At 72.7% G+C, this 17,024-nt stretch carries 15 protein-coding genes; 11 read left to right on the forward strand and 4 right to left on the reverse strand.

The features are described 5' to 3' along the window. Positions 1-40: 40 nt before the first annotated feature. On the reverse strand, positions 41-1,018 hold the full coding sequence (gene speB / locus OG361_RS14385; protein ID WP_405853677.1) for an agmatinase: 978 nt from the start codon (positions 1,016-1,018) through the stop codon (positions 41-43). 138 nt (positions 1,019-1,156) lie between these two features. Here speB and OG361_RS14390 point away from each other — a divergent pair, with 138 nt between their 5' ends. Then, positions 1,157-2,617 (forward strand): PucR family transcriptional regulator ligand-binding domain-containing protein, encoded by a 1,461-nt coding sequence (locus tag OG361_RS14390; protein WP_405853678.1) that lies wholly within the window; start codon positions 1,157-1,159, stop codon positions 2,615-2,617. A 9-nt stretch (positions 2,618-2,626) separates the two neighbouring features. Here the strand turns inward: OG361_RS14390 and OG361_RS14395 are convergent, their stop codons facing one another. Beyond that, positions 2,627-3,232, reverse strand: coding sequence for a hypothetical protein (locus tag OG361_RS14395; RefSeq protein WP_405853679.1), 606 nt, complete (start codon positions 3,230-3,232; stop codon positions 2,627-2,629). A 163-nt stretch (positions 3,233-3,395) separates the two neighbouring features. On the opposite strand from OG361_RS14395, the gene OG361_RS14400 reads away from it, so the two are divergent. The 4 genes from OG361_RS14400 to OG361_RS14415 all read left to right on the forward strand — a co-directional run bounded on the left by OG361_RS14400 (position 3,396) and on the right by OG361_RS14415 (position 7,659). Next, positions 3,396-4,550: a helix-turn-helix domain-containing protein gene (locus tag OG361_RS14400; RefSeq protein ID WP_405853680.1), complete on the forward strand. Its 1,155-nt coding sequence runs from the start codon at positions 3,396-3,398 to the stop codon at positions 4,548-4,550. 75 nt (positions 4,551-4,625) lie between these two features. Continuing rightward, on the forward strand, positions 4,626-5,783 hold the full coding sequence (locus OG361_RS14405) for an acyl-CoA dehydrogenase family protein (RefSeq protein ID WP_384575249.1): 1,158 nt from the start codon (positions 4,626-4,628) through the stop codon (positions 5,781-5,783). Further along, complete coding sequence (gene tesB / locus OG361_RS14410) at positions 5,784-6,656, forward strand: acyl-CoA thioesterase II (protein WP_405853681.1); 873 nt, start codon at positions 5,784-5,786, stop codon at positions 6,654-6,656. A gap of 19 nt (positions 6,657-6,675) precedes the next feature. After that, entirely contained in the window at positions 6,676-7,659 is a 984-nt protein-coding gene (locus tag OG361_RS14415; protein WP_405853682.1) for a cation diffusion facilitator family transporter, read from the forward strand. Here the strand turns inward: OG361_RS14415 and OG361_RS14420 are convergent. Beyond that, positions 7,656-8,429 (reverse strand): phosphatase, encoded by a 774-nt coding sequence (locus OG361_RS14420; RefSeq protein ID WP_384575257.1) that lies wholly within the window; start codon positions 8,427-8,429, stop codon positions 7,656-7,658. The two genes, OG361_RS14415 and OG361_RS14420, sit on opposite strands and share 4 nt — an antisense overlap. A 166-nt stretch (positions 8,430-8,595) precedes the next feature. Beyond that, positions 8,596-9,195 (reverse strand): TetR/AcrR family transcriptional regulator, encoded by a 600-nt coding sequence (locus OG361_RS14425; protein ID WP_405853683.1) that lies wholly within the window; start codon positions 9,193-9,195, stop codon positions 8,596-8,598. Between the two features lie 86 nt (positions 9,196-9,281). Here OG361_RS14425 and OG361_RS14430 point away from each other — a divergent pair, with 86 nt between their 5' ends. The 6 genes from OG361_RS14430 to OG361_RS14455 all read left to right on the forward strand — a co-directional run bounded on the left by OG361_RS14430 (position 9,282) and on the right by OG361_RS14455 (position 17,007). Further along, positions 9,282-10,889, forward strand: a complete 1,608-nt coding sequence (locus tag OG361_RS14430; protein WP_405853684.1) for a carboxyl transferase domain-containing protein — start codon at positions 9,282-9,284, stop codon at positions 10,887-10,889. Between the two features lie 14 nt (positions 10,890-10,903). Then, positions 10,904-12,838, forward strand: coding sequence for a biotin carboxylase N-terminal domain-containing protein (locus OG361_RS14435; RefSeq protein ID WP_405853685.1), 1,935 nt, complete (start codon positions 10,904-10,906; stop codon positions 12,836-12,838). Continuing rightward, positions 12,835-13,770, forward strand: coding sequence for a hydroxymethylglutaryl-CoA lyase (locus tag OG361_RS14440; protein ID WP_384575269.1), 936 nt, complete (start codon positions 12,835-12,837; stop codon positions 13,768-13,770). Before OG361_RS14435 ends, OG361_RS14440 begins: the two co-directional genes overlap by 4 nt. An 8-nt stretch (positions 13,771-13,778) precedes the next feature. Continuing rightward, the gene (locus tag OG361_RS14445) at positions 13,779-14,939 is read left to right on the forward strand and encodes an acyl-CoA dehydrogenase family protein (protein ID WP_405853686.1); all 1,161 of its coding nucleotides are present in this window, start codon (positions 13,779-13,781) and stop codon (positions 14,937-14,939) included. 163 nt (positions 14,940-15,102) lie between these two features. Next, positions 15,103-16,155, forward strand: a complete 1,053-nt coding sequence (locus OG361_RS14450) for an ABC transporter substrate-binding protein (RefSeq protein ID WP_405853687.1) — start codon at positions 15,103-15,105, stop codon at positions 16,153-16,155. A gap of 3 nt (positions 16,156-16,158) precedes the next feature. Then, complete coding sequence (locus tag OG361_RS14455; protein ID WP_405853688.1) at positions 16,159-17,007, forward strand: siderophore-interacting protein; 849 nt, start codon at positions 16,159-16,161, stop codon at positions 17,005-17,007. Positions 17,008-17,024 lie beyond the last annotated feature (17 nt).

A 17,024-nucleotide genomic window follows, 5' to 3' on the forward strand; every position in this document is an offset into this window, starting at 1 on the left:
GTTCCGCCCCAGCGGAACGAATGCCCACAACCCACCGAGGTCAGTTTGCCGTACGGCCCGCGGCGATCTGGCGGGACATGATCGTCGTGAGCTCGTACGCCGTGTGCGACGCGGCGACCGCGGTGATCTCGGCGTGGTCGTAGGCCGGGGCGACCTCGACGACGTCGGCGGAGACCAGGTTGCAGGAGGAGAGCCCGCGCAGGATCTCCAGGAGCTCGCGGGAGGTCATGCCGCCGGCCTCGGGGGTGCCGGTGCCGGGCGCGTGGGCCGGGTCGAGGCAGTCGATGTCGATGGAGATGTACAGCGGGCGGTCGCCGATGCGCTGGCGCAGCTGGTCGGCGACCTCGTCGGCGCCACGGCGGTAGATGTCGGCCGAGGTGACGATGCCGAAGCCCATCTTCTCGTCGTCGGTGAGGTCCTGCTTGCCGTAGAGCGGGCCGCGGGTGCCGACGTGGGAGAGCGCCTCGGTGTCGAGGATGCCCTCCTCGACGGCCCGGCGGAACGGGGTGCCGTGGGTGTACTCGGCGCCGAAGTAGGTGTCCCAGGTGTCGAGGTGCGCGTCGAAGTGGAGCAGGGCGACGGGGCCGTGCTTCTTGGCGACGGAGCGCAGCAGCGGCAGCGCGATGGTGTGGTCGCCGCCGAGGGTCATCATGCGGGCGCCGGAGTTCAGCAGGTCGTCCGCCGCGGCCTCGATCGTCTCGACGGCCTCGTTGATGTTGAACGGGTTGGCGGCGATGTCACCGGCGTCCGCGACCTGGGCGAGCGCGAAGGGGGAGGCGTCCTGCGCCGGGTTGTAAGGGCGCAGGAGGCGGGAGGCCTCGCGGATGGCGTTGCCGCCGAAGCGGGCGCCGGGGCGGTAGGAGACGCCGCTGTCGAAGGGGACGCCGACCACGGCGATGTCGGCGGTGCCGACCTCGTCGAGCCGCGGCAGCCGGGCGAACGTCGCGGGACCGGCGTACCGCGGGACGCGGGACGAGTCGATCGGGCCGCGCGGGGTGTTCTGGTCGCTGCTGCTCATGGTCGGGTCCTCCTGAGGTGAATCGGTCGGGGTCCGCCCGTGGCCCCGGTGCTCACGACAGTAGGTGGCCGGAGACCACCGTTGAAGTGTACGTTTCCTCCACTGTTCGCGACGGGGGTGTACGAAGGGTCCACAGCCGTGCCCGCACCGGAGCCCGCCTCCACCCCTCCCGCTCCGCCGGTCCCGCTGACCGCGCTGCTCGCCCGCACGGAGCTGGGCCTGCGCCTCCTGGCGGGCCGGGACGACGTCTCCCTCCACTGGGTGCACACCTCGGAGATGGCCGACCCGTACCCGTACCTCCTCGGCGGTGAGCTGCTGATGACGGCGGGCGTCCAGCTCACCGACCCGGCGCACTACGTCGAGCGGGTCGTGGCGGCGGGGGCGGCGGCGCTCGGCTTCGGGGTGACGCCGGTGTACGACACGGTCCCGGCGGAGCTCGTCGAGGCCTGCGCGCTCCACGGTCTCCCGCTGGTCGAGGTGCCGCCGAAGACCCCGTTCACGGCGGTGGCGCGGGCGCTGTGGCGGCTGATGGCGGAGGCCCGGCTGCACGAGCTGCGCCGGGTGACGGAGGCCCAGCAGTCCCTGGCGACGGCCGCGGCCCGGCCGTCCCCGGTCCCCGCGGTGCTCGGCGCGCTGGCCTCGCGGCTCGGCGGTCGGGCGGTGCTCTTCGGGGCGGACGGTACGGAGTGGGCGGCGGCCGGCCGGGAGGTCCCGGCGGAGGCGGCGCGGGCGCTGCGCGAGCTCGTGGGGGTCCTCGTCCCCGGGGGCCCGGCCTCGGCCAGCGGGGACGGCGGCGGGCTCCGGCTGGCCGCGTACGCGCTGGGCGGCGGGGACGGGCTGACCCTCGGGGTGGCGACGGAGCGGCGCGATCCCGGCGACCACACGATCGCGGGCGTCGCGGTGGTGCTGCTCTCGCTCCTGACGGCCCCGCACCGGGGCGCGGACGTGACGGTACGGGACGGGGCCCTGGTCCGGCTGCTCCTGGGCGCGGCCCCGGCGGAGGTCGCGGGCGTCCTGGGCGCGGGCCCGTGGACGGTGGTCCACGCGCGCGGGGGCGACGGCACCCCGTTCGCGGCGGCCTCGCTGGCGGCGGCGCTGGGCACGCCCCTGCTGGACACGGGCGGCGACCCCCACCACGGCCGCCGCCCGCGCGAGGCCACCTCCACCCCCGTGGCCGTCCGCCTGCTGCTGCCCGCCTCCGCCCCCGTCACCGGGCAGCCCGGCTGGATCCTCGGGGTCGGCGCGCCCGCCGAGGCGGAGGAGCTCGCCGCCGCCGACGCGCAGGCGGCGCGGGCCCTGCGCCGGGCGGAGGCCACCCGGACGCCCCTGGTGCGGCACCGCCCCGGAGGGATCGCCGCCCTGGTGGACCCGGACGAGGCCGCCGCCCACGCCCGCGCCCTGCTCGCCCCCCTGACGGAACCGCTCAGGGAGACCTTGCGCACCTGGCTGTCCCTGCACGGCAGCTGGGACCGGACGGCGGCGGCGATGGACATCCACCGCAACACCGTCCGGCAGCGGATCACCCGCTGCGCCGTGCTTCTGGACCGGGACCTGGACGACCCGGACGTCCGGATGGAGCTGTGGTTCGCCCTCAGGTGAGGCGGTGGGTCACCAGAGCTTGTTCACGGCGGTGCGGGTCGTCGTCCGGAAGGCCGTCAGCGGGGCGTCCGCCAGGTCGCCCATCTGGCCCCACCGGACGTAGGTGACGGTCCGGCCGTCACGGCCCACCGAGAAGAGGTGGATGTCGGTGATGCCGATCTCCGGGTCCGCGGTGTCCAGGCTGTAGACCCAGGCGCCCTCCTCGACGGCGAGCTTGCCGTGGGAGGCGCTGACGGCCTGCAGGCCCGGGTTCTGCCGCTCCAGCAGGGGGCCGCAGCCGGCGAGGGCCTTGCGGAGGGTGTCGACCAGCTTCACGGCGTCGGCCTCGGTGCGGGCGACGGTGGTGATCTGGACGCCGTTGGTGTCGAGCTCGGTGGTGAACTCGCGGTAGCGGGTGTTCTGCGCCGGGATCTTGTACGGGGCGCAGAGGGCGCCGCCGTTCTCCGGGATGCCGGTGAAGACCCGGGTGGCGGTCCACGGCGTCGACGACGGCGGCATCTGGGAGGCGGCGAGGAAGGCGGGCTGGGCAGCGGCCTGCGCCGGGGCGGTGGCGAGGGCGGCGAGGCCCAGGGCGGCAGCGGCGGCGGTGGCGAGTGCGGTACGGAGCTTGTTCATGGTGGTGGATCCCCCGTCGGGTCGTTCGGTCAGTGCTCAACCAGCGTCGGGCCGACGCCCGCCGCCTGCAACGGTGACGCGCCCACCATCCGTCCCGGAACCATTCCACCCCCGCTGACGTGCAAGGACGTGAAGGGTGGGACGCAGGGTCGAGGGGGATGGAATGCCGAAGGACGCCGCCGTCGAGGAGTTCGCGCGGCACGTACGCGCGCTGAAGGCGCGGGACGGGAGGAGTTACGAGGCGCTGGGCCGGCGCCTGAGCGTCAGCGCGTCCACCCTCCACCGCTACTGCTCGGGCGCGACCGTCCCGGAGGAGTTCGCCGTGGTCGACCGCCTCGCCCTGCTGTGCGGGGCGGACGAGGAGGAGCGGCGGGCCCTGGAGGTGGCCTGGAGCCGCGCGGACGGCGCCCGCCGCCCTCCGGTGCCGGAGCCCGACGCGGAGCCCGAGCCCGGCCCGGAGCCGAAGCCGGCTCCGGAGCCCGCGCCGGCCCCGGAGCCTGCGTCCGAGCCCGAGCTGGAGCCCGTGCACGCGCGCGTGCCGGCCCTCCCGTCCGAGCGGCGGAGGCGCCGGTGGGGGTGGGTGGGCGTGGTCTGCGGGGCGCTGGCGGTCGTGGGGACGGTGACGCTCGGAGCCGTACTCCTGCCCGGGAAGACCCGGGAGCGGGCCGCCGAACCACCGGCGCCGCTGACGTGGACGGTCGCCTCGCACCTCTGGAAGAACGGGTGCGGGCACACCTACCTCGTGGAGCGGACGCCCCCTCCCCCGCCGGAGGCGGCCGACGCGCGGAGCTGGGCGGCGGCGCAGGGGGCCGTGGACGGCGGGGAGACGCTGGTGCGGGTGTCGGTGCAGGGGAAGGGCGCGGCGGCGGTGGTGCTCCAGGCGCTGCACGTGCGGGTGGTGGAACGGGGCGCGCCGCTGCCGTGGGCGGCGTACCGGATGGACGACGGGTGCGGCGGGGCGGTGACGCCGCGCCGTTTCGAGGTGGACCTGGACCGGCCGCGGCCGGTGGCACGGGCGCTGGACGGGTACGACGCCTCCGGGGAGGAGGGCCGGACGCTCCCCGCGGTCTCCTTCCCGTACGCGGTCAGCGCCGCCGAGCCGGAGGAGCTGCTGGTCTCGGCGGGGGCGGCGGGGTGCGACTGCCTCTGGTACCTGGAGCTGGAGTGGAGCTCGGAGGGGCGCCGGGGCACGGTCCGGATCGGGAACGAGGACGGCACACCCTTTCGGACGAGCGGGGCGAAGGGGCGGCCCGTGCACGGGTACGACTCCGTCGGGCGGGCCTGGATCACAGGCGAGAAGCCTGGACAGGGTGGGTGACCGCTGGGTAACTTCGTTGACAACAGACTGAGCAAGCGCTTAGACAACTGGCCCGCACACCGGAGGAGACGCACCGTGCGCCGTACCGTATTCAACGAGGACCACGAGGCGTTCCGGGAGACCATCCGCGCCTTCATCGAGGCCGAGGTCGTCCCCGTCTACGACGACTGGTTCGCCGCGGGCCAGGCGCCGCGCGAGTTCTACGACAAGCTCGGCGAGCTGGGCGTCTTCGGCATCAACGTGCCCGAGGAGTTCGGCGGCGCGGGCCTGGACACCCACAAGTTCGAGGCCGTCCTGTACGAGGAGACCTCGCGCGCGGGCGTGCAGTTCGGCGGCTCCGGCGTGCACGTGCTGCTCGCCCTGCCGTACATCAAGATGCTCTCCACCGACGAGCAGAAGAAGCGCTACCTCCCGAAGTTCGTCACCGGCGAGGAGATGTGGGCGCTGGCGATGACCGAGCCGGGCACCGGCTCCGACGTCGCGGGCATGAAGACCACCGCCAAGCTCTCCGAGGACGGCACGCACTACGTCCTCAACGGCTCGAAGACCTTCATCACCGGTGGCGTGCACGCCGACCGCGTGATCGTCTGCGCCCGGACGTCCGCCCCCTCGGCCGACGACCGCCGCTTCGGCATCTCCCTCTTCGCCGTGGACACCAAGTCCGAGGGCTACTCCATCGGCCGCAAGCTGGACAAGCTGGGCCTGCGCACCTCCGACACGGCCGAGCTGGCCTTCGTCGACGTCAAGGTCCCGGTCGAGGACCTGATGGGCGAGGAGGGCAAGGGCTTCTACTACCTCGGCCACAACCTCGCCTCCGAGCGCTGGGGCATCGCCTTCGGCGCCTACGCCCAGGCCAAGGCCGCCGTCCGGTTCGCGCAGCAGTACGTCACGGACCGCACGGTCTTCGGCAAGCCGGTCGCCTCCTTCCAGAACACCAAGTTCGAGCTGGCCGCCTGCCAGGCCGAGGTGGACGCGGCCGAGGCCGTCGCCGACCGCGCCCTGGAGGCCCTCGACGCGGGCGAGCTCTCCCCGGCCGAGGCCGCGAGCGCCAAGCTCTTCTGCACCGAGGTCGCGCACCGCGTCATCGACCGCTGCCTCCAGCTGCACGGCGGCTACGGCTATATGAACGAGTACCCGATCGCCCGCCTGTACGCCGACAACCGCGTCAACCGCATCTACGGCGGCACCAGCGAGATCATGAAGTCGATCATCGCGAAGTCGATGGGCCTGTAAGTGCTCGACCCGCACGACGCACTGGATGCCCTGCTCGATCTGCTCGACCTGGAGCAGATCGAGCGGGACATCTTCCGGGGCCAGTCCCGCTCCGCCGTCGTCCCCCGCGTCTTCGGCGGCCAGGTGGCCGCCCAGGCGCTGGTGGCGGCGGGCCGGACCGTGCCCGACGACCGGCTCGCGCACTCCCTGCACGCGTACTTCCTGCGCCCCGGGGACCCGGGCGCGCCGATCGTCTACACGGTCGACCGCATCCGGGACGGCCGCTCCTTCACCACCCGCCGGGTCGTCGCCGTCCAGCACGGGCAGCCGATCTTCCACCTCTCCGCCTCCTTCCAGGCGTACGAGGAGGGGCTCGACCACCAGACGGACATGCCGGCCGCGCCGGACCCGGAGTCGCTGCCGACGGCCGCCGAGATGCTGCCCCGGCACCTGCCGGCGGAGGTCGCGAACCGGCTGGTCGAGGCGCGGGCCGCGGTGGACCTGCGGTACGCCGACACCCCGCCCTGGGGCTCGGTCGGCGAGCCGCGCGAGCCGCGCTCGCAGGTGTGGTTCCGTACCAACGGCAAGCTCGCCGACGACCACCTGCTGCACGTCTGCCTGGCGACGTACGTCTCCGACATGACGCTGCTCGACTCCGTCCTGCTCGCGCACGGGCGGGGCGGCTGGGCCGTCGGGGACGTGGTCGGGGCCTCCCTCGACCACGCGATGTGGTTCCACCGGCCCTTCCGGGCCGACGAATGGCTCCTCTACGACCAGGAGTCCCCCTCCGCCTCCGGCGGGCGCGGCCTCGGCCAGGCCCGGATCTGGACGCGGGACGGGAAGCTGGCGATCTCCGTCATCCAGGAGGGTGTCGTACGCGTCCCGCGCCGATGATCGGACATAACGTCCGATCATGGCGGAGAACGGCGAGAGTACCTTCACGGTGATCGTGGCGGCGGCGGCGAACCTCGGGATCGCCGTCGCCAAGGCCGTCGCGGGTGTCATCAGCGGATCGAGCGCGATGCTTTCGGAGGCCGCGCACTCGGTAGCCGACACCGTCACCGAGGTCATGCTGCTCACCGCGCTCAAGCGGAGCGAGAAGCCGGCCGACGAGGACCATCCCCTCGGGTACGCGGGCGAGCGGTACGTGTGGGCCTTGCTGGCGGCCGTCGCGACCTTCGTCGGCGGCGCGGTCTTCTCGATCTACGACGGCATCCACACCCTCGTGCACGGCGAGGAGCTCGGCGACCCGCTCGCCTCGTACATCGTCCTCGGCGTCGCGTTCATCCTGGAGGGCTTCTCCCTGCGGACCGGGATCAAGCAGGTCCAGGCCGAGGCGGAGCGGATGAAGGCCCCGCTCACCCGCTATCTGCGGCTCACCGCCGACACCACCGTCAAGGCGGTGGTCATGGAGGACTCGGCCGCCCTGGCCGGTCTGATGCTGGCGACGGGCGGCCTCCTCGGCGCCGAGATCACCGGCTCCGGCGTCTGGGACGGCGTCGCCTCGATCCTCATCGGCGTCCTGCTCGTCTACGTGGCCTGGGTCCTCGGCCGCTCCAACGCCGAGCTCCTGATCGGCCGCCCGCTGCCCCGGCACATGCGGGACGCGGTCCGCGAGGAACTGCTCACCGTCCCGCACGTCGTGGGCGTCCTCGACCTGACCACCCTCATCCAGGGGCCCACCGAGGTCATGGTCGCCGCGAAGATCGACTTCCGGGACGTGGCCTCGGCGGAACAGATCGAGTGGGCCTGCGAGGACGCCGAGGACCAGCTCCGCGAGCGCTTCCCGGCGATCCGCCGGGTGTACCTGGACCCGACACCGGGCCTGGAGCAGCGCCGGGCCAGGCCGCCGGAGGAGCCTCACGCCGGTCAGGCCAAGCCCTCGGAGGAGCCTTAGGCCAGGCCCGCCGCGTCCAGCGTGTACGCGGTCATCGGCTCGTAGTAGCGCGGGTCCACGACGTGGTCGTCGAGCGGGATCGTGACCTGCATCGTGCCCTCGGCCTCGCCGATGAAGAGCGCGGGGTCGTTGCAGTCCGCGTAACCGACGGAGTCGATGCCGCGCTGGCCCGCCCGCCCGGCCCAGCCGTGGTCGGCGATCACCAGGTCGGGGCGCCCGTCCTCGCCGAGCCCGTCGAGGATCGCGTTCATCGGCTCCGGGGAGTGGGTGTGCCAGAGGGAGGCGCCGCGCTCGAAGACGGCGACGTCCGCGAACTGCACGACGTACCCCTCGTCGGCGATCAGCCCGCCGGGGATGCGGACGATGTCGCAGCCCTGGGCGCGCAGCGCCGCGGCGACCCGGCTGTGGACGTCGATCAGCGAGCCCGGGTGGCCGGTCGCGAAGAGGACCCGCTCCTTGCCGGCGGCGGCCTTGCGGAGCCGGGCGGCCATCCGGTCGAGGCCGTCGACGGTCAGCTCGGGGTCGATGGTGTCCTGACCGACCCGGTGCGCCGGGTCGTCGACGACACCGCACCGCTCGGCCATCACGGCGAGCACGTCCTGCTCGTCGGTCCAGCGGTCGCCGAGCTCCAGACCGAGCCAGTAGTGCCGGTCGCCGTTGGCGAGCTTTCTGTAGTGGGAGAGGTTGTTGTCGCGCGGCGTGGCGACGTCTCCCGCGATCCGGGTGCGGACGAGGTGCTCGACAAGGGCGGGGCGGCTGAGTATCGGCATGGGGTTCATTCTGTCCGAGGCCCCGGCGTGATGGGCAATCGTTCCGCGGCTCGGACCCGGCGAGCCGCGAGCGGGCGGCCCGTGGGCTCGGACCCGGCGAGCCGCGGGAGGCGCGGGAGCCGCGGGAGGCGCGAGCGAGCGGCCCCTCCTGCCCGGCCGCCGGCGCCTACTCGGCCGCCAGCGCCCCGAACGCCCCGTGGGCCAGTCGCCGCAGCAGCGCCTCCATGGACTCGCGGCCGAGCGCCGCCAGGTGCGGGGTCGAGTTCAGCAGGCCGAAGACCGCGTGCACGGCGGTCCGCGCCTCGCTCTCCGAGGAGTCCGGGTACAGCTCCCGTACGACCGGCACCCACAGCTCCACGTACTGCCGCTGGAGCTGCCGCACCCGCTTGCGGTCCTCGTCCTTGAGCCGGTCGAGCTCCCGGTCGTGGAGGGTGATCAGCGGCCGGTCGTCGAGGGCGAAGTCGATGTGCCCGTCGACGAGGGAGGCGAGGACGGCCTCGGGGTCGCCGCTGGTCTCGCCGAGCCGGATCCGGCCGCCGGAGAGGAGCCGCTCGCTGATCCCGACGAGGAGCTCGGCGAGCATCGCGTCCTTGCCCGGGAAGTGGCGGTAGAGGCCGGGGCCGCTGATGCCGACGGCCGCCCCTATCTCGTCCACGCCCACCCCGTGGAAGCCGCGCTCGGCGAACAGGCGGGCGGCCTCTTTGAGGATCTGCTCGCGCCGCGTCGGGGCATCGGTCCTGCCGCGGGCGATCGGGGTCGTGGTCATGCAATCGATTCTAGACAACCCGGTTAGCGCTCGTTAACCTGAGGCCATACGTTAACGCTCATTAACCGAGCAAGGGAGCTCGAGGGATGCAGCAGGCACCTGTGCTGGCGAGCGCGGCGGATCCCGCGTCCGCGGCCTGGCAGGCCAACGAGGCGGCGCACCACGAGCTGGCCGCGACCCTGCGCGCCAAGCTCGCGGCGGCCGCGCTCGGCGGTGGTGAGAAGTCGCGTGCCCGGCACACGGCGCGTGGGAAGTTGTTGCCGCGGGACCGGGTGGACACGCTTCTCGATCCGGGTTCGCCGTTCCTGGAGCTGGCGCCGCTCGCGGCGAACGGCATGTACGGGGACCAGGCGCCGGCGGCCGGGGTCATCGCCGGCATCGGCCGGGTCTCGGGCCGCGAGTGCGTGATCGTCGCCAACGACGCGACGGTCAAGGGCGGCACGTACTACCCGATGACGGTGAAGAAGCACCTGCGGGCGCAGGAGGTGGCGTTGGAGAATCGTCTCCCCTGCCTCTACCTGGTCGATTCCGGTGGCGCGTTCCTGCCGATGCAGGACGAGGTGTTCCCGGACCGGGAGCACTTCGGCCGGATCTTCTACAACCAGGCCCGGATGTCGGGTGCGGGCATCCCGCAGATCGCGGCGGTCCTCGGTTCGTGCACGGCGGGCGGCGCGTACGTCCCGGCGATGAGCGACGAGGCCGTGATCGTCCGGAACCAGGGCACGATCTTCCTCGGCGGTCCGCCGCTGGTGAAGGCGGCGACCGGCGAGGTCGTCACGGCCGAGGAGCTCGGCGGCGGCGAGGTCCACTCGCGGATCTCCGGCGTCACCGACCACCTCGCGGAGGACGACGCGCACGCCCTGCGCATCGTCCGGAACATCGTCGCCACGCTCCCCGAGCGCGGCCCGCTCCCCTGGTCGGTCGAGCAGGCCGAGGAGCCGAAGGTCGACCCGGCCGGTCTGTACGGCGCGGTGCCGGTGGACTCCCGCACCCCGTACGACGTGCGTGAGGTGATCGCCCGGGTCGTGGACGGCTCCCGCTTCCAGGAGTTCAAGAGCGAGTACGGGCAGACGCTGATCACCGGCTTCGCCCGCATCCACGGCCACCCGGTCGGGATCGTCGCCAACAACGGCATCCTGTTCGCCGAGTCCGCCCAGAAGGGCGCGCACTTCATCGAGCTGTGCGACCAGCGCGGCATCCCGCTCGTCTTCCTGCAGAACATCACCGGCTTCATGGTCGGCAAGGCGTACGAGCACGGCGGCATCGCCAAGCACGGCGCCAAGATGGTCACCGCCGTGGCCACCACCCGGGTGCCGAAGCTGACGGTCGTCGTCGGCGGCTCCTACGGCGCGGGCAACTACTCGATGTGCGGCCGGGCGTACTCCCCCCGCTTCCTGTGGATGTGGCCCAACGCGAAGATCTCCGTCATGGGCGGCGAGCAGGCCGCCTCCGTCCTCGCGACCGTCAAGCGGGACCAGCTCGGCGACGAGTGGAGCGCGCAGGACGAGGAGGCCTTCAAGGCCCCGATCCGCGAGCAGTACGAGACCCAGGGCAGCGCCTACTACGCGAGCGCCCGGCTGTGGGACGACGGGGTCATCGACCCGATGGAGACCCGGCAGGTCCTCGGACTGGCCCTGACCGCCTGTGCCAACGCGCCGCTGGGTGAACCCCAGTTCGGCGTCTTCCGGATGTGAAGGGCCCTCAAGAGATGCACAGCATGTTCGACACCGTCCTTGTGGCCAACCGGGGCGAGATCGCCGTCCGTGTCATCCGCACCCTGCGGGCACTGGGTGTGCGTTCGGTGGCCGTGTACAGCGACGCGGACGCCGACGCCCGGCACGTACGGGAGGCGGACACGGCGGTACGGATCGGCCCGCCGCCGGCCGCCGAGTCCTACCTGTCCGTCCCGGCCCTCCTCGACGCCGCCGCCCGCACCGGCGCGCAGGCCGTGCACCCCGGTTACGGCTTCCTCGCGGAGAACGCCGCCTTCGCCCAGGCCTGCGCGGACGCCGGCCTGGTCTTCATCGGCCCCACCGCCTCCGCGATCTCCCTGATGGGCGACAAGATCCGGGCGAAGGAGACCGTGAAGGCGGCGGGCGTGCCCGTCGTCCCCGGCGCCGCCGACCCCGAACTCGTCGAGGCGGCCCGCGAGCTGGGCGCCCCGGTCCTGCTCAAGCCGTCCGCCGGCGGTGGCGGCAAGGGCATGCGGCTCGTGCGGGACCTGGCGGTCCTGGAGGAGGAGATCGCGGCGGCCCGCCGCGAGGCCCGCGCGTCGTTCGGCGACGACACGCTGCTGGTGGAGCGGTGGATCGACCGGCCCCGGCACATCGAGATCCAGGTCCTGGCCGACACCCACGGCAACGTGGTGCACCTCGGCGAGCGCGAGTGCTCGCTCCAGCGCCGCCACCAGAAGATCATCGAAGAGGCCCCTTCCGTGCTCCTGACCCCGGAGATCCGGGCGTCGATGGGCGCGGCGGCGGTCGAGGCGGCGCGCTCCTGCGGCTATGTCGGCGCGGGCACGGTCGAGTTCATCGTCCCGGGCACCGACCCGTCCGCGTACTACTTCATGGAGATGAACACCCGTCTCCAGGTCGAGCACCCGGTGACCGAGCTGATCACCGGCATCGACCTGGTGGAATGGCAGCTGCGGGTCGCCTCCGGCGAGCCCCTCCCCTTCGCGCAGGACGACATCCGGCTGGACGGCTGGGCGATCGAGGCCCGTATCTGCGCGGAGGACCCCTCCCGCGGCTTCCTGCCCTCCGGCGGCACGGTCCTCGCGCTGAACGAGCCGCAGGGGAACGGCGTCCGCACGGACTCGGGCCTGTCACAGGGCACGGAGGTCTCCTCCCTCTACGACCCGATGCTGTCGAAGGTCATCGTCCACGCCCCGGACCGCGCCACGGCCCTGCGCCGGCTGCGCGCGGCCCTCGCCGACACGGTCACCCTCGGCGTCCCGACGAACGCGGGCTTCCTGCGCCGTCTCCTGGCCCACCCGGACGTCGTCTCGGGCGACCTCGACACGGGGCTGGTGGAGCGGGACGCGGAGAGCCTGGTCCCGGAGGGCGTCCCCGACGAGGTGTACGCGGCTGCGGCGGCCGTACGGCTCGCCGGGCTGGCCCCGGAGCCCCGGGAGGGCTGGACGGACCCGTTCTCGGTGCCGAACGGCTTCCGGCTCGGCGGCACGCCCAAGCAGCTCGCCTTTCCCTTCCGCGTGCCGGGCCTCGAACCCGTCACGGTCGACGCCCCCGTCGGGGCGCGGGTCACGGACACCGCGGTGACCGTGACCCTGGACGGGATCACCCATCACTTCCGGCGCGCCGGCTCCTGGCTGGGCCGCGACGGCGACTCCTGGCACGTGCTCGACCACGACCCCGTCGAGGCCGCGCTCAGCGGGGCGAGGCACGGTGGGGCCGACACGCTCGCCGCGCCGATGCCCGGCACCGTCACCGTCGTCAAGGTGGCCGCCGGGGACGAGGTCGAGGCCGGGCAGAGCCTGCTCGTCGTCGAGGCGATGAAGATGGAGCACGTCATCTCCGCCCCGCACGCCGGCACCGTCACCGAGCTCGACGTCACGCCCGGCACCACCGTCGCCATGGACCAGATCCTGGCCGTGGTGACGCCCCGCGAGGAGGAGAACGCATGATCACCGGCCTGCCCATGACCGTCGCCGACCCCTCCCTCCCCTCCCGGGTCCGGATCCACGAGGTCGGGGCCCGCGACGGACTGCAGAACGAGAAGACGGCCGTCCCGACCGCCGTGAAGGCCGAGTTCATCCGGCGGCTCGCGGCCGCCGGCCTGGGCACGGTCGAGGCGACCAGCTTCGTGCACCCGAAGTGGGTGCCCCAGCTGGCGGACGCCGAGGACCTCTTCCCGCTCGTCCGCGACCTGCCCGTCCGGCTCCCGGTCCTCGTGCCGAACGAGCGCGGGCTCGACCGGGCGCTCGCGCTCGGGGCCCGGGAGATCGCCGTGTTCGCCTCGGCGACGGAGTCCTTCGCGAAGGCCAACCTCAACCGGACCGTCGACGAGGCGCTCGCGCTCTTCGCTCCGACGGTCACCCGCGCCATAGAGGCGGGGCTGAAGGTCCGTGGCTACCTCTCGATGTGCTTCGGCGACCCCTGGGAGGGGGCCGTCCCCGTCGAGCAGGTCGTCCGGGTCACCAAGGCCCTCGCCGAGATGGGCTGCGACGAGCTGAGCCTCGGCGACACGATCGGCGTCGCCACCCCGGGCCACGTCCAGGCGCTGCTGACCGCGCTGAACGAGGCCGGGGTCCCCACCTCCCGTATCGCCGTGCACTTCCACGACACCTACGGGCAGGCCCTGTCGAACACCCTCGCCGCGCTGCGGCACGGGGTGACGACGGTCGACGCCTCCGCCGGCGGCCTCGGCGGCTGCCCGTACGCGAAGAGCGCGACCGGCAATCTCGCCACCGAGGATCTCGTGTGGATGCTCGACGGTCTCGGCATCGAGACCGGGGTCGATCTGGCCGCCCTCACCGCCACGAGCGGGTGGATGGCCGAGCAGTTGGGCCGACCCAGCCCTTCCCGTACCGTCCGCGCCCTCTCCCACAAGGAGTGACCACAGCCATGTCCCTCGACCACCGGCTCTCCGAAGAGCACCAGGAACTCCGCCGCACCGTCGAGGCCTTCGCGCACGACGTCGTCGCCCCGAAGATCGGCGACTACTACGAGCGGCACGAGTTCCCGTACGAGATCGTCCGCGAGATGGGCCGCATGGGCCTGTTCGGGCTGCCGTTCCCCGAGGAGTACGGCGGCATGGGCGGCGACTACCTCGCGCTCGGCATCGCCCTGGAGGAGCTCGCCCGGGTGGACTCCTCCGTCGCCATCACCCTGGAGGCGGGCGTCTCGCTGGGCGCCATGCCGGTCTTCCGCTTCGGCACGGAGGAGCAGAAGCGGGAGTGGCTGCCGCGGCTCTGCTCGGGCGAGCTGCTCGGCGCCTTCGGTCTGACCGAGCCGGGCGCGGGCAGCGACGCCGGCGGCACCCGCACCACCGCCGTGCGCGACGGCGACCACTGGGTCATCAACGGCTCGAAGTGCTTCATCACCAACTCCGGTACGGACATCACGGGTCTGGTGACGGTCACGGCGGTCACCGGCCGCAAGCCGGACGGCCGCCCGCTGATCTCCTCGATCATCGTCCCCTCCGGCACGCCGGGCTTCACGGTCGCCGCCCCGTACTCCAAGGTCGGCTGGAACGCCTCGGACACCCGGGAGCTCTCCTTCGACGACGTGCGCGTCCCGGTGGAGAACCTGCTGGGCGAAGAGGGGCGCGGTTACGCGCAGTTCCTGCGGATCCTGGACGAGGGCCGGGTCGCGATCGCGGCGCTGGCGACCGGTCTCGCGCAGGGCTGTGTGGACGAGTCGGTGAAGTACGCGCACGAGCGCCACGCCTTCGGCCGGCCGATCGGTGACAACCAGGCCATCCAGTTCAAGATCGCCGACATGGAGACGAAGGCCCACATGGCCCGGATCGGCTGGCGGGACGCGGCCTCGCGGCTCGTGCTCGGCGAGCCGTTCAAGAAGGAGGCGGCGATCGCGAAGCTGTACTCCTCCACGGTGGCGGTGGACAACGCCCGTGACGCGACCCAGATCCACGGCGGCTACGGCTTCATGAACGAGTATCCGGTGGCCCGCATGTGGCGCGACTCGAAGATCCTGGAGATCGGCGAGGGCACGAGCGAGGTCCAGCGGATGCTGATCGCGCGGGAGTTGGGCCTCCCGGCCTGACCGTCCCGACCCGTCGTCAGAGCCCGTCGTCCCGTCAGGGGCGGCGGGCTCCGTCGTGTGACGCAGACCTCTTGCCCTCACCCCTACTGATCGATATTTGGTTAGGCTAACCTATCTTCGACTTGCCCCGGCCGACACGGCTCGTACCGAAAGCGACTCCGCCATGCCCAGCAACGCCCGAGCCACCCACCTCACCCGTCGCGGCCTGCTGGCAGCGGGCAGCGCTCTCGGGCTCGGCGCCGCGCTCGCCGCCTGCGGCTCCGAGACGAAGAAGGACGGCGCCAACGCGCCCTCCGCCTCGGCGAAGTCCGGCTCCTGGGAGTTCAAGGACGACCGCGGCCTGACCGTGAAGGCGAAGACCACCCCGAAGCGGATCGTCGCCTTCACCGGCACGGCCGCTGCCCTGCACGACTTCGGCGTCGAGGTCGTCGGCGTCTTCGGCCCGACCTACGTCGAGGACCCGAAGACCAAGGAGAAGAAGCCGGACGTCCAGGCGGGCGACCTCGACATCACCAAGGTCGCGGTCATCGGCAACGTCTGGGGCGAGTTCAAGATCGAGGAGTACCTCAAGCTCAACCCCGAGGTCCTCATCACGGACATGTGGGAGAAGAACGACCTCTGGTACGTCCCGGCGGAGCAGAAGGACAAGATCCTCAAGATCGCCCCGAGCGTCGCCCTGTGGGCCTCGGACCTGTCGATGCCGGCCGTCCTCCAGCGCCACGCCGACCTGGCCGCCTCGCTCGGCGCCGACGTGCAGACCGCCCAGATCAAGGCCGACAAGGCCCGCTTCGAGGCCGCCGCCGAGCGCGTCCGCAAGGCCGCCCAGGGCAAGAAGGACATCAAGGTCCTGATCGGCTCGGGCTCCCCCGACCTGTTCTACGTCTCCACCCCGGCCCGCCCGACCGACACGCTCTTCTTCAAGGAGCTGGGCATCAACCTGGTCGTCCCGACCAAGCTGGACCAGGGCGGCTGGTTCGAGGGTCTGAGCTGGGAGAACGTCGACAAGTACAAGGCCGACGTCATCATGCTCGACAACCGCACCGGCACCCTGCAGCCGGAGCAGCTGAAGGCCAAGCCGACCTGGATGGCGCTGCCCGCCGTCAAGGCCGGCCAGGTGATCCCGCGCGTGACCGAGCCCGTCTACTCCTACGCCAAGTGCGCCCCGCTCCTGGAGGACCTGGCGAAGGCCCTGGAGACCGCGAAGAAGGTGTCCTGACCCATGACGACCGCCGAGACCGCCCCGTTCCAGTTCTTCTCCCTCCAGGTCGACCGGACTCGGCGGCTCGGCCCGTCCCTGGTCCGCGTCACCTTCACCGGTGAGGACCTGAAGAGGTTCGCCGCCGGGGGCCGCGACCAGTCGCTCTCCCTCTTCCTGCCGCACCCCGGCCAGGAGGCGCCCGTCCTGCCGCCGCTCGACGACCCGGACATGTACGCGATCCTGGGCGCCTGGCGGGCGATGCCCGACGACGAGCGGGCCGTGATGCGCTCGTACACGGTCCGCGAGCAGCGCACGGATCCGAACGAGATGGACATCGACTTCGCGATCCACGAGGACGGCGGCCCCGCCTGCCGCTGGGCCGGGCGCGCCGCGCCCGGTGACCGGGTGGTCGTCCTCGGTCCGGCGGTCGCCGCGAACACGGGCGTCCGCTTCCAGCTGCCCGAGGACGCCGACTCCGTGCTGATCTGGGCGGACGAGACGGCCCTGCCGGCCGCCTCGGCGATCCTGGAGTGGCTGCCGGCCGAGACGCGCGCCCGGGTGTTCCTCGAAGTCCCGTACTCCGGCGACCGCATGGAGCTCGCGACCGAGGCGGACGCCACGGTCACCTGGCTCGTACGGGAGGAGGGGGCGCCGTCCGCCGTGGACGCGGTGAGCGGTGTCGAGCTGCCCGGCGAGGCGCCGTACGTCTGGATCGCGGGCGAGTCCGGCGCGGTGAAGGCGCTGCGCCGTCACTTCGTGCGCGAGCGCGAACTCGACCGGCGTCGGGTGACGTTCGTCGGCTACTGGCGCAAGGGGCTGTCCGAGGACGCCCTGCGCGAGGTGCCGGACGAGACGCAGGAAGACGCGTAGCCGCACCGCCATTTCGT

This window comes from Streptomyces sp. NBC_00090, assembly GCF_045160815.1.
Lineage (GTDB): Bacteria > Actinomycetota > Actinomycetes > Streptomycetales > Streptomycetaceae > Streptomyces.

Excerpts from the sequence above, each read along its gene's own strand:
- OG361_RS14415 (WP_405853682.1), top strand. The coding sequence starts at position 6,676 with ATGGCGGAGAACGGCGAGAGTACCTTCACGGTGATCGTGGCGGCGGCG.
- OG361_RS14425 (WP_405853683.1), bottom strand. The coding sequence starts at position 9,195 with ATGACCACGACCCCGATCGCCCGCGGCAGGACCGATGCCCCGACGCGG.
- OG361_RS14420 (WP_384575257.1), bottom strand. The coding sequence starts at position 8,429 with ATGCCGATACTCAGCCGCCCCGCCCTTGTCGAGCACCTCGTCCGCACC.
- OG361_RS14445 (WP_405853686.1), top strand. The coding sequence starts at position 13,779 with ATGTCCCTCGACCACCGGCTCTCCGAAGAGCACCAGGAACTCCGCCGC.
- OG361_RS14400 (WP_405853680.1), top strand. The coding sequence starts at position 3,396 with ATGCCGAAGGACGCCGCCGTCGAGGAGTTCGCGCGGCACGTACGCGCG.
- OG361_RS14435 (WP_405853685.1), top strand. The coding sequence starts at position 10,904 with ATGCACAGCATGTTCGACACCGTCCTTGTGGCCAACCGGGGCGAGATC.
- OG361_RS14440 (WP_384575269.1), top strand. The coding sequence starts at position 12,835 with ATGATCACCGGCCTGCCCATGACCGTCGCCGACCCCTCCCTCCCCTCC.
- OG361_RS14395 (WP_405853679.1), bottom strand. The coding sequence starts at position 3,232 with ATGAACAAGCTCCGTACCGCACTCGCCACCGCCGCCGCTGCCGCCCTG.
- speB (WP_405853677.1), bottom strand. The coding sequence starts at position 1,018 with ATGAGCAGCAGCGACCAGAACACCCCGCGCGGCCCGATCGACTCGTCC.
- OG361_RS14450 (WP_405853687.1), top strand. The coding sequence starts at position 15,103 with ATGCCCAGCAACGCCCGAGCCACCCACCTCACCCGTCGCGGCCTGCTG.
- OG361_RS14430 (WP_405853684.1), top strand. The coding sequence starts at position 9,282 with ATGCAGCAGGCACCTGTGCTGGCGAGCGCGGCGGATCCCGCGTCCGCG.
- OG361_RS14455 (WP_405853688.1), top strand. The coding sequence starts at position 16,159 with ATGACGACCGCCGAGACCGCCCCGTTCCAGTTCTTCTCCCTCCAGGTC.